14 protein-coding genes and 4 pseudogenes are annotated in these 13,171 nt (G+C 62.6%); 10 read left to right on the top strand and 8 right to left on the bottom strand.

Annotated elements, in window-relative coordinates:
* The 3 genes from DRF71_RS27980 to DRF71_RS09915 all read left to right on the top strand — a co-directional run.
* A partial coding sequence (locus DRF71_RS27980) for a Hint domain-containing protein (RefSeq protein ID WP_198672135.1) occupies positions 1-425 on the top strand: 425 nt, incomplete at its 5' end.
* Positions 415-633, top strand: a complete 219-nt coding sequence (locus DRF71_RS09920) for a hypothetical protein (RefSeq protein WP_112310408.1) — start codon at positions 415-417, stop codon at positions 631-633. The genes DRF71_RS27980 and DRF71_RS09920, both read left to right, overlap by 11 nt.
* A 5-nt stretch (positions 634-638) precedes the next feature.
* Entirely contained in the window at positions 639-896 is a 258-nt protein-coding gene (locus tag DRF71_RS09915) for a hypothetical protein (protein WP_112310407.1), read from the top strand.
* A 196-nt stretch (positions 897-1,092) separates the two neighbouring features.
* On the opposite strand, the gene DRF71_RS09910 is transcribed toward DRF71_RS09915, so the two are convergent.
* A complete protein-coding gene (locus tag DRF71_RS09910) occupies positions 1,093-1,470 on the bottom strand; it encodes a helix-turn-helix domain-containing protein (protein WP_232831430.1) in 378 nt (125 codons plus the stop codon).
* Positions 1,471-2,049: 579 nt separating this feature from the next.
* On the opposite strand from DRF71_RS09910, the gene DRF71_RS09905 reads away from it, so the two are divergent.
* Positions 2,050-2,832, top strand: coding sequence for a helix-turn-helix domain-containing protein (locus DRF71_RS09905; RefSeq protein ID WP_232831429.1), 783 nt, complete (start codon positions 2,050-2,052; stop codon positions 2,830-2,832).
* Here DRF71_RS09905 and DRF71_RS09900 read toward each other — a convergent pair.
* Entirely contained in the window at positions 2,824-4,407 is a 1,584-nt protein-coding gene (locus DRF71_RS09900) for an ABC transporter substrate-binding protein (RefSeq protein WP_112310406.1), read from the bottom strand. The two genes, DRF71_RS09905 and DRF71_RS09900, sit on opposite strands and share 9 nt — an antisense overlap.
* A gap of 313 nt (positions 4,408-4,720) precedes the next feature.
* Here DRF71_RS09900 and DRF71_RS09895 point away from each other — a divergent pair, with 313 nt between their 5' ends.
* The 4 genes and pseudogenes from DRF71_RS09895 to DRF71_RS09880 form a co-directional block, all read left to right on the top strand.
* Positions 4,721-5,698: an ABC transporter permease gene (locus tag DRF71_RS09895; RefSeq protein WP_112311244.1), complete on the top strand. Its 978-nt coding sequence runs from the start codon at positions 4,721-4,723 to the stop codon at positions 5,696-5,698.
* 16 nt (positions 5,699-5,714) lie between these two features.
* Positions 5,715-6,593 (top strand): ABC transporter permease, encoded by an 879-nt coding sequence (locus DRF71_RS09890; RefSeq protein ID WP_198672134.1) that lies wholly within the window; start codon positions 5,715-5,717, stop codon positions 6,591-6,593.
* On the top strand, positions 6,590-8,101 hold the full coding sequence (locus tag DRF71_RS09885; RefSeq protein WP_198672133.1) for an ATP-binding cassette domain-containing protein: 1,512 nt from the start codon (positions 6,590-6,592) through the stop codon (positions 8,099-8,101). Before DRF71_RS09890 ends, DRF71_RS09885 begins: the two co-directional genes overlap by 4 nt.
* A 79-nt stretch (positions 8,102-8,180) precedes the next feature.
* Positions 8,181-8,373, top strand: a pseudogene (locus DRF71_RS09880) (IS5/IS1182 family transposase); the annotation flags it as partial.
* Positions 8,374-8,409: 36 nt separating this feature from the next.
* On the opposite strand, the gene DRF71_RS09875 reads toward DRF71_RS09880, so the two are convergent.
* The 3 genes from DRF71_RS09875 to DRF71_RS29400 form a co-directional block, all read right to left on the bottom strand.
* Positions 8,410-8,736 carry an IS66 family transposase gene (locus DRF71_RS09875; protein WP_232831428.1) on the bottom strand — a complete coding sequence of 109 codons (327 nt, stop codon included), beginning with the start codon at positions 8,734-8,736 and terminating at the stop codon, positions 8,410-8,412.
* Between the two features lie 87 nt (positions 8,737-8,823).
* Positions 8,824-8,970: an IS66 family insertion sequence element accessory protein TnpB gene (gene tnpB, locus DRF71_RS09870; protein ID WP_232831518.1), complete on the bottom strand. Its 147-nt coding sequence runs from the start codon at positions 8,968-8,970 to the stop codon at positions 8,824-8,826.
* A gap of 17 nt (positions 8,971-8,987) precedes the next feature.
* On the bottom strand, positions 8,988-9,398 hold the full coding sequence (locus tag DRF71_RS29400) for a transposase (protein ID WP_269814359.1): 411 nt from the start codon (positions 9,396-9,398) through the stop codon (positions 8,988-8,990).
* 82 nt (positions 9,399-9,480) lie between these two features.
* Between DRF71_RS29400 and DRF71_RS09860 the strand changes: the two are divergent.
* A pseudogene (locus DRF71_RS09860) lies at positions 9,481-9,767 on the top strand (IS5/IS1182 family transposase); the annotation flags it as partial.
* A 180-nt stretch (positions 9,768-9,947) separates the two neighbouring features.
* Here DRF71_RS09860 and DRF71_RS28545 read toward each other — a convergent pair.
* From DRF71_RS28545 to DRF71_RS09840, 3 genes and pseudogenes are all read right to left on the bottom strand, one after another.
* Positions 9,948-10,205 (bottom strand): LuxR C-terminal-related transcriptional regulator, encoded by a 258-nt coding sequence (locus DRF71_RS28545; RefSeq protein WP_112310402.1) that lies wholly within the window; start codon positions 10,203-10,205, stop codon positions 9,948-9,950.
* Between the two features lie 798 nt (positions 10,206-11,003).
* A pseudogene (locus DRF71_RS29395) lies at positions 11,004-11,144 on the bottom strand (SMC-Scp complex subunit ScpB); the annotation flags it as partial.
* A gap of 2 nt (positions 11,145-11,146) precedes the next feature.
* A pseudogene (locus DRF71_RS09840) lies at positions 11,147-12,063 on the bottom strand (DUF1403 family protein).
* 166 nt (positions 12,064-12,229) lie between these two features.
* Here DRF71_RS09840 and DRF71_RS09835 point away from each other — a divergent pair.
* A complete protein-coding gene (locus DRF71_RS09835) occupies positions 12,230-13,162 on the top strand; it encodes an IS5 family transposase (protein WP_112310399.1) in 933 nt (310 codons plus the stop codon).
* The last annotated feature ends 9 nt before the right edge of the window (positions 13,163-13,171 follow it).

Below are 13,171 nucleotides of genomic sequence, written 5' to 3'. Positions count from 1 at the left end.
GGGTTCATACCATCCGATTTCCAGCAAGAAACCGGCAGAGACCGGTCGTCGTCGCCGAGGGGGTTCTGGGCGCGACACACCTCCTCCGCCTGTGCGGCGATCAGCGGGTCCTGCTCAGTGGCTGGCTGGTCGCCGCTCTTTTTTCCGCGCCTGCGGTGCTCTCGCGCATCGGAGCCTTCTGCAATGGCGATCACGTTGCGGATGCCGGGGCGGGCGGAACCTATCTGTTGCCCGAACTGGAGGACCCCGGGCTGGTTTGCTGCAATGGCCTCTGGGTCGCCGCGGCAAGCCATTCCGGCGGGTTGTCACACCCGTCGCTGGAGGTGACCGAAGAAGCCAGCGCGGCGGAATCCGGCATTTTCACCCGTCGTCCTGGCGAGGCGCATGCCCGCCGAACCGAGGGGGAGCTGCGTTATGAGGTTTAGTCCCATTCTGTTCTGCATAGCCGGTCCCGCAGGCTTTCTGTCCGCGCTTCTCTCCTGGGCGTTCGGCGCCGGGGTGGCTGGCATCGCCGTCACCTGGCTGCTCGCCGGATTTCTCACCGTCTCGCTGCCGCTGTTTGCCCATCTCTGGCGCAGGATCCATTCGAAAGGTGGCACCTTGCCGCCTTCCGGGATTTCCCAACGGAGTTAGTGACGATGGCGTTTGCGATCAGGACCATGCCGCTCACCGTCACCGATGCAAAGACCGGTGCAACACTGGTGCAATCAGAGCGGATTGAAGCCTCGATCCTAGCCGTCACCGCCTCTGAGCGCGCGCGTTCGGGCCAGGCCGCAGCCCCTCTTCCGGGCGACGAGTGGCGGCGGGTCATCTCGGCACATATTGATGCAACGCTTCGCGGCTGGCTGGGGAAGGACCCGGATCCGCAGTTTGGTTTCACACGTTCAGAAGCCTGAAAGGAGGTAGTCATGTCCGTCACGATCAGCCTGACCACTCAACGTGCAATCCGCTGGCCAGAGGCGAATTCCGCCATTTCCAGGCGGGTGAATGTCTTCATGGGTCCGCGCTCGCAAAAGGTGACCCCCTTCATGCCCGTAATCGTCCGGGGGATGGATGTGGTCGCAAGCCTGTTCGGCGCATCGGAAAAGCTGATCACCCGTAAGGGTATTCTGTACCCGGCAGCAGCTTTGCATACTGGCTTAAAGTGCTGGCCAGAATATCCTGAGATGCCTCTTCCGGGAGCGCGACCGGGCGTATCAGGATATTCGCGTCAACCTCGAAGTAATCGCACAGCCGCAGCAACAGATCCGGGCGCGGAAAGGCATCGCCGGCCAGGTAGCGGCTGAATTGTGTTCTGTTGACACCGATCGCCCTGCAGACCTCTGACACCGATCCGCGGCTCTTGCAGAGGATGCGAAGGTTCTGGCTGAAAATATTGCGTATTTCGGACGGTGACGCAGCGCGCCGCCCAACCGGCGCCATGCCCTTGTCGGAGCTTGCGTCAATCCCGGATCTGCCTGTTCTGATCATCGAAGTATCGCTGCCGGCAAGGGGTGAAGGCGGGGGACGGCAAGGCTTTCATGCAACTCTGAACCAGTCGGGATGGCCCTTCGCTTGCCGTCAGAGGTGCTGTTGCGAAAGCGAATAGTTCTGCCTCTAAAGAGCGACACTCATACGCACATACGAGAAAATCGCACATTTTAACCTTTATCGTCAATAGTCTCGGGCCACGCGCACCGCGCCGATGGCTGCGACGATTTCACAGGTTCCCCGACCTGACGTAAGGTCACCTTTGGCGACGGCAAAATATCGCCTGCCCCTGGACATCCTCAGCCGCATCTTCACTTGGGTAATTGCGCGGAATCGATTTCGGGAATTTTGCAGACCAGAATGGGCGCGTCGGCCAGGCCCCAGGCCAGCTCTGTGCTACCCGTATCTCAGAACAGGTGCCGGCATCCCGATCAGCATCGGGCAACCATAGTTCCGGAGCAAACCGGTGTCACCAAAACGCCGACAGCGAGCCTAATGACAAGCCAGACAACCTCAGATACCGACAACCAGCTTCCGCCGCCGCGCCGGCGATACCGTGTGACTGTCCTTCACCGCTCGATGCATGATGCCGAAGAAATCGCGCATGCCATTCTGGAGCGGGTTCAGGTGCCATATGATCTGACTTCGATAGATCTGGAAAGCAGAGTACCTCCGGGAGAGGCCCATACCGGTTCGTCTCAGTTCGAGCACGAAGACGCCTATTCCCTGTCGCTGGGCCTCGAAGACGGGCTGTTCACAAGTGACCTGCCGATGAGCGCATATGTTTCGCCAACCAGCGCCTGCCGTCGCGCGATCATGTCGCTGGGGGTCCCGGCAGGTGAAGTCGGCATTATTTCCGAACCCGGAATGAACAGTGGCATTTTTCCCGAGAGCCGCCTGCGGGCAGAGGTCGAGCGCGGCAATATTCGCAGCGCCGGCGCCGCGCTGGCAAGTCTCGCCGAGGCTGAGGCACTGGTGTTGTTCTCACCCCGCTTCACCCGTCAGGATCGGCTGCTGTTCAGCCGCATGGCCCGGCGTCCGGTGATCTTGCTGCGAGATGCGCTCTCGGCCGAGGCCGCCACGCTGATGGCCTCTTTCAAACATGGAACCGTGCAGCGTATTTCCGAAAGTCAGTTGCGAATGCGTCTCAGCGACGTGCGACTGACCCGGCGCGAACATCAGGTTCTGAGCCTTCTTGCCCGCGGCATGAGCAGCAAAGAGATCAGCACCGCCCTCGCCATCAGCCCCCGCACCGTGGACATCTACCGTGCGGGGATCCTGGGCAAGATGCGGGTCCGGAACACACCGCAACTGTTGTGGTTGCTGCGTGAGGGTCAACAGGATGACGGCACTTCACTCTGACGGGGCCATCCGCGTCAGCCAGTGACGGGCGCGGTTGTCGGGTCGCATTGCGAATTCCGACAGCCGCGCCGACACCCCCCATGTCAGCGGCTGCTGGTAAAGGGGCAACAGCAGGCGATCCTTTTGCGCGAGGCTGATGGCCTCGGCCTGCAGCGCATGTCTGCGACCGGTATCCGGTTCTTCCCGTGCGGCACGCGCCAGCTCATCTATCCGTGGCAGCGACCAGCCCCCGAAATTCGCCACCGGCATTTCACTCTCGGGCGAGGTCAGCACCTGGCTTAAGATCGAGAAACTGTCGAGCGAAGGCTCATTGGCCCAGCTCATCAGAAATATATCTCCCTCCCCTGCTGCACGGCGCGGCGACTGGATCGCCCGCAGCGCGATATCCAGCTTTGGCGCGAAACCCACTTTGCGCAGCATGGAATGAATGGCGCGGCAGGTGGCTTCCTCATTCACCGTCTCGTCACTGGCACAGAGGATCGAGAATTCCAGCCCGAGCGCACCGGCCTCGGTCAACAGCTGGCGGGCGCGGTCCGGATCATATTCGGGCGCATAATCCTGTTCCGGCACATAACCGGCAATCTCGGGTGCCACCAGCGAGTCAGAGGGCTTTGCCAGACCGCGCATCACGCGCTGCACAAGGTAATCGCGGTCAAGCGCCAGGCTGACTGCCTCGCGGATACGGCTGTCGTTGAACGGGTTCGGCCGACCATCCGCCAGCGTCTCGCGCCTGTTGAACCCGAGCATCACCATTCTCAGCTCCCCCATCGAAATCAGCCGCAACCCCGGTGTCGAGGTCACCATCGACAGATCCTTCAGCGGCACCCCGTCAATCAGATCAACATTGCCCGAAAGCAGCGCGATCAGCCGGGTGGTCGCATTGACAACCGGGGTGAATTCGATGCGGTCGATGTTATGGGCCGCCTTGTCCCACCAGTCGGGATTGCGGGTCAGGATGGTGGCGATATCCGGCTGGCGGCTTTCCAGCCGGAACGGCCCGGTGCCATTGGCGTGAAAGGTCGCATAGCCGTTGGTGCCCGCAGCAACGCTGGTGGCCTTCAGGCTGTCATGCGCCGCAAGCCAGCCCGCATCCATCATCTGCACCACGCTCAGGTCATTCAGAAACAGCGCGCCCGGCGCGCTCACCGCGATATCGACGGTAAAGTCATCAACCCGCGTCACGCTTTCGAAAAAGGGCAGATTGCCCCGCATCGGCGCGCCTTCCGCCGTGAACCGTTTCAGCGATGCGACCACATCATCGGCGTTGAACTCTGCACCGTCGTGAAAGCGGACCCCCTTGCGCAAATGGAACCGCCAGACGAGGCCCTCGCCGATCGCCTCCCAACTGGTCGCAAGCGCCGGTTCCAGAGTGAACTCCGCCGAAAAGCGCAGGAGCCCCTCATATATGTGGTTGGTGAAAGCAAGATTGCCGGTGCTGCCGACCGAATGCGGATCAAGCGACAGAATGTCCCGCTGCGCGGCCCAGCGGAGCACCTCGGCCCGCGCGGCGCCAGAGCCGGCCGTCAGCAAACCGAGCGCAGAAAGAAAGGCGAAAAGCAGGTTTCTGAAGGGCATGTTCTCTCACCGTGCCGGAAAAACAGGGGAAGTGATGCTCAGCATTGAACACGGCCACGAGGCAAAACCCATTCGGGCAAAGCACTGACTTCAGAGATTTTTCGGATGCGTCAGAAGCCAGCGATGCCAGTCGAACTGCCCGGAACCATCACACAGATCAGCCCGGCCTGACAAGAATATAGCGTTAAAACCTTAAAGTTGCGCCACACAGATTCCGGGCTGCTTGACAAGAACCACGCCGCCGCCGCTCAGTGACCTACCAGGGCCGAAAAGACCCGTTCCAGCGGTCATGGCGGAAAGGCAACTCGATCTGATGGCGCGCTATCTTATCCGCAGGGTCTGCTACGCGCTGGCAGTGATGCTTGCTGTGTCCTTCATCGCCTTTGCGGGCGCCCGGACAAGCGGTGACCCCGTCGCGATGATCGCGGGCGAGCAAATGTCACAGGAGGAGCGCGCGCAGCTGCGCGAAAGCCTTGGTCTCAACAAGGGCATTCTCGGCCAGTATGTCAGCTTTCTGAGCCATGCCCTGCGCGGAGATTTCGGCCAGTCCTGGCGCAATGGCGAACCCGTGGCCGGGCTGATCGCAAGCCGCATCCCGGCGACGCTGGAACTGGTCGGCCTGTCGCTTGTCCTGGCACTTCTCACCGGAATTCCGCTGGGCGTATTCTGCGCCGCGCGACGCGGGCATCCGGTGGCAGGCCTTTTGCAGATGATCGCTCTGGCCGGCATTTCGGTGCCGTCCTTCGTCATGGGCGTGTTGCTGATCCTGGTCTTTTCGGTGCAGACAGGCTGGCTGCCACCCTTCGGACGGGGCGAGGTCACCGAACTCGGCTGGTGGAGCACCGGGCTGCTCACACCTTCGGGGCGTCTTGCGCTGATCCTGCCGGCGGTTTCTCTGGCGATCTGGCAGGCGACACTGGTGATGCGGCTCGTTCGCGCCGGAATGGCGGATGTGCTGATCTCTGATCATGTGCAATTCGCCCGGGCGCGCGGGCTGCCTCCCCGTCTGATCCTCTGGCGTCATGCGCTGCGGCATTGCCTTGTGCCGGTGGTGCTGATGCTGGGGCTGAATACCGGGCAGCTGATCTCCTTCGCATTGGTGACCGAGACTGTGTTTCAGTGGCCCGGCCTTGGGCAGCTGTTTTTACAGGCGGTTACCCATGTCGATATGCCGGTTCTGGTCGCCTATCTCTGCCTCGCGGCGCTGATCTTTGTGGTGATCAACACCCTTACCGAAATGCTCGCGACCAGGATTGATCCCAGATTGCGTGACGGGGGCGGTCGTGTCTGAACCGGGCAGAGGTTCGATGGCAGCCCTGTGTGCGCTTTCCACGCTGATCGTGATCGTGGTCGCGGCGCTCGCGGCGCCGCTGATCGCGCCGCAGGATGTCACCGACCCCGCGTCCATTGATCTGTGGAATTCCGAACTGCCGCCTGTCTGGGCTGAAGGAGGCACCTGGTCCTTTCCGCTCGGCACCGATCTGCAGGGACGCGATCTCTTCTCGGCACTCCTTTACGGCACCAGGCTTTCGCTTGGCATCGCTCTTGCCGCCACCCTGATCCCGGCCCTGACCGGCCTTTTCCTGGGCATGCTGGCGGGGATCAGGGGCGGCAGGATCGAGCTGGCCATCCTCTTCCTGTGTGACATTGCCCTTTCGGTGCCCTCCCTGTTCAGCGCAGCCCTGATCGCAGCCCTTCTGAGGGGGGGCAGCGGCGGGGTGCTGACGACATCAGGTGCTGCCCTGGTGATCATCTGCGCCATTTCGCTCAGCGCATGGATCGCCCCCGCCCAGGCCAGCCGCGCCGAAGCCCGCATCGCCAGCGGGCGCGACTATGTCATGGCCGCAAGGCTGATCGGCACCCCCGGCTGGCGCATCACCCTCTTTCATATCCTGCCAAACTGCCTCGGGCCGGTTATGGTTGCGGTCACCCTGGGCTTTGGCAGTGCGGTTCTTACCGAAGCCACGCTTTCCTTCCTCGGGATCGGGCTTTCGGCGGATCAGGCCTCGCTCGGCACGCTGATCCGCATGGGGTATGAGGAAATCCTCTCGGGAAAATGGTGGCTTGCCGTGTTCCCGGTCGCGGTTCTGACCCTTCTGGTACTTGCGGTGAACCTGATCGCAGACTGGCTGGGCGCCTGGCTCAATCCCCGACGAGGGAATGGCGATGGGGGGGCCACAGGATGAGCCGCCTGCTGGAGATCCGCGATCTGACTGTGAGCGGCGCAAGCGGCGCGAAAGTGCTGCACCGGGTCAGCCTGACCCTTGCCCCGGGTGAAATCCTTGGCCTTGCCGGCTGTAGCGGCGCCGGAAAATCGACCCTTGGCCAGGCGATTACCGGGCTATTGCCGCCCCCATTGCGGATCACCGCAGGCGAGATCATTTTCGAGGGCCGGAGGATCGACACCCTGCCCCCGCGAGAGCGCCACGCCCTGCGCGGCAGCGGCATCGGCGCGGTGTTCCAGGACACAGCCGCCGCGCTCGACCCGCTTTTCACCATCGGCGCCCAGCTTGTCGAGACGCTGCGCCATCACCAGCCCGGCCAGAGCCGCGCGCAGACCGAAGCCCATGCGCTCCAGCTTCTGACAGAGACCGGGCTAAGCCGGCCCGCGCTGCGGATGCGGCAATATCCGCATCAGCTTTCCGGCGGGATGCGGCAAAGGGTGGTGCTGGCCCTTGCCCGCGCCGGGAAGCCGAGGCTGCTGATCGCGGATGAGCCGACAAGCGCCCTTGACCCGGCTTTGCGCGATCAGATCCTCGATCTGCTGCAACAGCATTGCCGCGAGACAAAGGCAGGGCTGTTGCTGATCAGCCATGACCCGGCCGCGCTTGCCCGCATCTGCGACCAGACGCTGACCATGGCTTCAGGGCAGATCGTCGAAAACGCATCAGGCGATGCAGCCCTGCCCCCGCTGCCACGCAAGCCGCCACCATCATCACAGACCAAAGCCGAGGGGCCAATCCTGCAGGTGGCAGGCCTTGGCCTGACGCTGCGGGATCTGGCACGGCCCGGGGTCCTGGGCCTGCGGTGGCGTCAGTGCCAGACAGAGGCCCATCCGATACTACGGGATGTCAGCTTTACGATAAGGCGCGGCGAATGTCTGGCCCTGGTCGGTGAATCCGGCAGCGGAAAATCAACCGTCGCGCGGCTGGTGGCCGGGCTGATTGCCCCCGGCAGCGGTGAGATCCGCTTCGCCCCGGCCCGCAATGGCGGCGTGATACGACCGCAGATGATCTTCCAGGACCCCTTTGGTTCCCTCAACCCCTTTTGGCGGGTGCGCAGGATCCTGGCGGAGCCCCTGACGGTATTGCGGCTCTGCCCTGACACCGCATCGCGCACCGCCCGTATTGCCGGGCTGCTTGAGATGGTCGGCCTGGAACCCGCTGATGCCGGGCGCTATCCGCATGAATTTTCCGGCGGCCAGCGCCAGCGCATTGCGATCGCCCGCGCGCTTGCCTCCGAGCCGGAGTTTCTGATCTGTGACGAGCCCACTTCGGCGCTGGACGCGGCAACGCAAACACAGATCCTGCTGCTGCTGGAAGATCTGCGTCGGCGGCTGCGGCTGTCTCTGCTGCTGATCAGTCACGATCCCGATGTGGTGCGGTTCATGGCGGATGAGGTGCTCACAATGCAGGGCGGATCGCTGATAAAGCCCGCGACCGTCGCAGCCGTCGAGACGCCGGCTTCCGGCTGAGCGGAAAGCGACAGGCCCGGTTTTCCGGCCAGGGCCGGTGGTCGGCCAAGCGCCGCCGGTTCGGGCGAGACCTGTGAAGGTGATCCGCGCCCATCATCATGCGGCGGGCGAAAAAAAGGGGGGCGGCTGACAAGAGGCTCCTGGCCGTTCAAGAGGTGGGTTCCCGACCAGGATACTTCCGCGTCAACGGCGCAGGCCTCCCGATGGGGACCGGGAACATCCCGGGGCGGGATTCCGACCACACCGGCTATGATCTGGTGATGGCGAAAAATCGTAAGCGTTCGCTGGCCCCGACTGGCGGCTTAGCTTTACGGCTTGACGTTCCATGGCAGGGGATCGTCGATGTCGCTTTGCGGATGGCCTTTGGCGATCGCAGTGAGGGTGGCCTTGAGACAGGCGAAGGGCTCTATGCCGTTGGGGGCAGGCCTTGTTGCTCCGTCACCCGCCTGGGCGGCCCGCTCTTCCTTCTCAGCTTCCACCTCAGCCAGCGCGATGGACAAGTCCTCGAACGCCAGCTGCCGCTCAGCCTCGGTCAGCTTTTCCGACCGCTTGCCATGCTGCGCATGGTTCAGCTCGGCGATCAGATGTTCCTGGCGTCTGGTGATATCCTTGAGGGCCGCCACATCTTCCAGCAACGCCTGAACCGCCGCGCGCTGCGCCTCCTCCAGTTGCTGCAGGCCATCACCAGACCCGTGCCATCCCACTAAAGCAGCTTCAGCCTGTCAGCCCGGCGCGAGCGGAACACAAACACCGTGCCCGTGCCCGGTGCCCGTGAACGGTTCCTTGCGCCGCACCGACGACACCAGTGCAGCCAGGCCGTCATGCCCCTTCCGGAAGTCGACCGGCTTCGTCGCGACCATGATCCGCACCTGGTTCAAGGGGAACATCATGGGCTGGCAGCCAGGGCGCGCACGACCGACGCAATCCGCTCCGCCGAGGCTCCGGTTTCCAAACGGATCGCCACCGCGCCCGCGATGATCTCGGGCCGCTCCACAGCGCCCACGGCACAACGCGGTCCATCACCAACGGGGCCAATCATCAACGAGGCAAATTCCACCGGACCCTCCGGCGCTGGCAGCACCAGCCGCCCTTTCCGCGCCCGTGTGCGCCAGGCAAAAGCCCGTGTGCGCCAGGCAAAAACGGGGTTCGCCGGAACACCATGATGCCGCGCCACGGCATGCACCGTGATACCCGGCGTCAGCGTCGCCGCCACGATCCGGGCCTTCACCTCATCAGGCCACTTCCGGTTCCGACGGCCACGACCGCCAAACGGGAGAACCTCCAATGTAGTCTCCATGGAGAAAATCCATTCCAACAAGCACCAGGATCCAAAGAACCCATCACGATGAGAGCCGGAAGCTGGGAGCCAGGAAACGATTACGGACAACCTGCCACAGCCAGCCGTTCTCGTGGCGGACAGGGGCTATGGCTCTGATAAAGTTATGGAAAAAATCGAGAGCCGCAACGCCCGATGCGAAAGAACCGAGAAGGGCAGAAGGCTGTAGGCATGACCATCTACACCCTGCGCGAATTGGTCGAGCACTGCCTCAACATGTTGAAGAGCAGCCGCTGGCCGGCAAGCCGCTGCGACAAAGCCGCAGACAGTTTCCCCGGCTTCGCAGGCATCGCCTGCATCAGGCTCTGGCACCGCCATTGTCACCCATGACCTGGGCTCAGGACACGCGGATTGCACCTGTCTGACGTGTTTCAGAGGTCGCGCTGATATTATAGCATTGTGCTTTACATTCGGCACAGAATGCCAGACCGAAGCACTGTTCGCGCACGCCCGTGAAAAAATGCAGAAGGTCCGTCTTTACGTCGGACCTTTCTGTCTCGGTTTATACACTCATATTGAATTGGCAAGTTGAGGCATAATTTTATGGACAGCCAAAAAAAGTTGACTGGTCTTGCGTATCCGCATTTTTGCGAGAATTGAGGCGCGATAGATGTCAACCGTCCGCGGACTGATGTTGAGGTCACGCGCGATTTCTTTGCTGCTGTGTCCCTGCATAAGCAAGGGCAGAACCTCCGATTCTCTCGGAGAGAAATGGATGGCATCCGCTTTATTCGTAATCTGCTGGCTGATCGCTTCAGAATTGAACACTTGTTCCTCCCTGCATGAGTTGGCTCTGGCATCCGGACCAGGGGAATTCGCTTACCCCTTTGCCGGTATTGACAACGAGGCTTATCGGATCTCACTGCCAGGATTTCCACGATCAACTGTAGGTTTAACGGACATATGTTGTATCGCCCGGGATGCAATTTAGCCTCTCATTCCGGCCGGATCGTTTCACATGTGAGAAACACATGTCGCTGGTTAGCGCCATGTGGACGCAGAAGAGATACACTCACGTCTGCGGTCTGTATTTGTGCGTCAGCCCTGCTGCGGAAGCGCAGGCAATCAATCCCTTACTCGCTCGTGATCCGCACCTGGCAGAATGATTCCAGTTCCCGGCTCTGTCTTCTCGGCTGCGCTGCGGAAACCGGAACGGCCGAGCCACTCTGGCGCGCCCTTCCAGATGAACTTCCCCACCTCCAGCCTCTTCGGATAGAGCGACATCCCACCAAAGCCGGGAAAGTTTGGAGGAGCACGCATTGTCCCTGGCAACCCGCCCTTTACGGATCATCTGGGTGATCCCGAACTCATCCAGTATCCCGGCTGCTCTTATGTCATAGCCACTTATTGCGGCATCCCGGCACTAATCAGATAGACTTCCGGGCCCGGCGCTCGCTTAACGGTGGCGCCAGTAGAAATCCGGCAATCGGCCTGTTTCCAATTCCGGGCCGTCTGAACTTCCCGTCCTATCTGAGCGCGTGATCGTTCCGGCACTCCGAACCCTGGCGCGACATAGCACATTGATCAAAGGCCGCTGGCTGCCGCGCTCTTCCGCCCTAAACGCCACCGACTGAGCATATCCCGTCCGACCGGCTCGGAGGATGCGAAGAGCACCGCCTCGACCCGCGCCATCCATTCCCGCCAGCGCAGGGCTTGCGGCAGCTCGGCGAGTTCGGTGTCCAGCGGCTCGGATGATCGTTGCGCCATTTTCACAGCCCATACAGCCGGAAGGTCGCCCGCCCGGTCAGTTCGCGCACCAGCCCGAGCGAGGTCAGACGATCAAACAACCGCCGCGCGGCGCGATCACTGGCCTCTGCCCCCGCCTGGGCCGCCAGCGCATCCTCGGTCAGGAGTGCGGTGATGATGGCGGCCGTGCCTTTCCCGGCCGCCGCAGATTTGCCGCCCGCAAGGCATCGGCGCGGCGCGCCAGATCGGCATGCAGATCGAACGCTGCAACCGCCCCCCTGCCCCAGGCAACGGCGCATGCCGCAAGCCAGGCCTCGCCCTCCAGCCGGAACGCCGCGCGCGGAAGATGCGCCGCAAGCAACGGCACCGGCCGATCCCAGCCAAGCGCCCGGGCCAAAAGGGCATCAGCCAGCCAGAGAGCAAGGCCGCGACAGATCTGACCAAGGGCAAGCACGTCCCGCGCCGCCTCCGCCGCAAACCGCAAGGGCGGGGTGCGCCCGACAAACCGCGCGCCGAGATCGCGCAAGATCTCTGAAGCCGGTCCGGGCGGCAGATCGAAGAAAGCGGGCAGCCGCGCGGGCCAGTCCTCGGACCTCAGCGCCCGCGCCTCGCCAAGCCCGCGCCAGCCAAGCAGCATCCGCCCGGCGGGGCCGGGATCATCGCCGGGTTTGCGCAGCGCGAAACCATCACGCAGTTGCGCCTCGCCTTCCCGACGCCCCTCAAGCTGAGAAATCGCTGCGGCAGCCGTAAGCGCAAGCCGCTTGCGCCAGAGAAGGCCGACCGGATCCCCGGACCGGGCAATCGGATCCAGCGCCGCGAGCGCCGCACCGGCAGAAAACAGTGCCGTTTCAAAATCATCGCGACCCACGCCCTGCCGAACCCATCGCGGAAGAGCCGGAAGATTCGGGGCTGTCGGACGAGGTTTCACGGCACGGGACATCCCGGAACGCTAGCAAGTATCGGCGTTTCTTGCCATATAAACTTCAATTATCCGCCGCACTTGTCATTTTCAGATAACATCCGATAATGTTGAATTATCGGATGTTGTTGCAGAACTCATCTTGCGAAGGATTCCCATTACGAAAGCATGCGGTTAGACGTGATGCATGAGCAATCCTGCATCCGCCCGCTACCGCACGACGCACTGGTTCAGCTACACTGCTTCGCTTCGCAAGCGCGGGTCGCTACTGATTTGGCTGGACAAGGAGATGACCTGGCTCGCGCCGCATGACCGCAGCCCCGGTCGCCCCGCGTTGTTCTCGGACGCGGCGATCCAATTCTGTCTGACCATCAAGGTCCTGTTCAAGCTGCCGCTCTGGCAAACGACCGGGATGGTGGCCAGTTTGCTGAAGTTGGCGGGCCTGAACTGGGCGGTGCCGGACTACACGACCCTGTGCCGTCGGCAGAAGACGCTCGCCGTCCAGATCCCGTATCGGCGCGCCGATGGCCCCCTGAACCTGCTGGTTGACAGCACCGGCATCAAGTTTCCCGGCGATGGAGAGTGGCAGGCGCGCAAGCACGGTGTTCAGGGTCGTCGTCAATGGCGCAAGGTGCATCTGACCATGGCTGCCGCCACATCTGACATCCGCGCCGTGGAATTCACTCCCGGCAGCGATGGTGACAGTCCTGTCTTGCCGGAACTGCTCAACCAGATCCCCGAGGGCGAAGAGATCGGCACCGTGACCGCCGATGGCGCGTATGACACGCGCCGCTGCCACGCCGCCATTATCGACCGTCAGGCCTCGCCGATCATCCCGATCCGCAAAAACGGTCGGCCGTGGAAAGAGGACTGCCCGGCGGCAATCACCCGAAACGAAACACTTCGCGCCACCCGGCACTATGGCAGGGCGTTCTGGAAGCGATGGACCGGATACCATGTCAGAAGTCGTATCGAGGCGAAAATGCGGTGCCTCAAAGCCTTCGGTGATCGCATCGCAGCGAGAGACCCGGACCGTCAGACCGCCGATATCCAGATCCGCATCGCCCTCATCAACCGCTTCAATGCGCTCGGCACCGCTGAGATCGTCCGCGTGGCGTGACACCAACCG

This window comes from Pseudogemmobacter bohemicus, from assembly GCF_003290025.1.
Lineage (GTDB): Bacteria > Pseudomonadota > Alphaproteobacteria > Rhodobacterales > Rhodobacteraceae > Pseudogemmobacter > Pseudogemmobacter bohemicus.
Note: the sequence above shows the minus strand (reverse complement) of the source record. Positions and strands in the feature narration are given on the sequence as shown.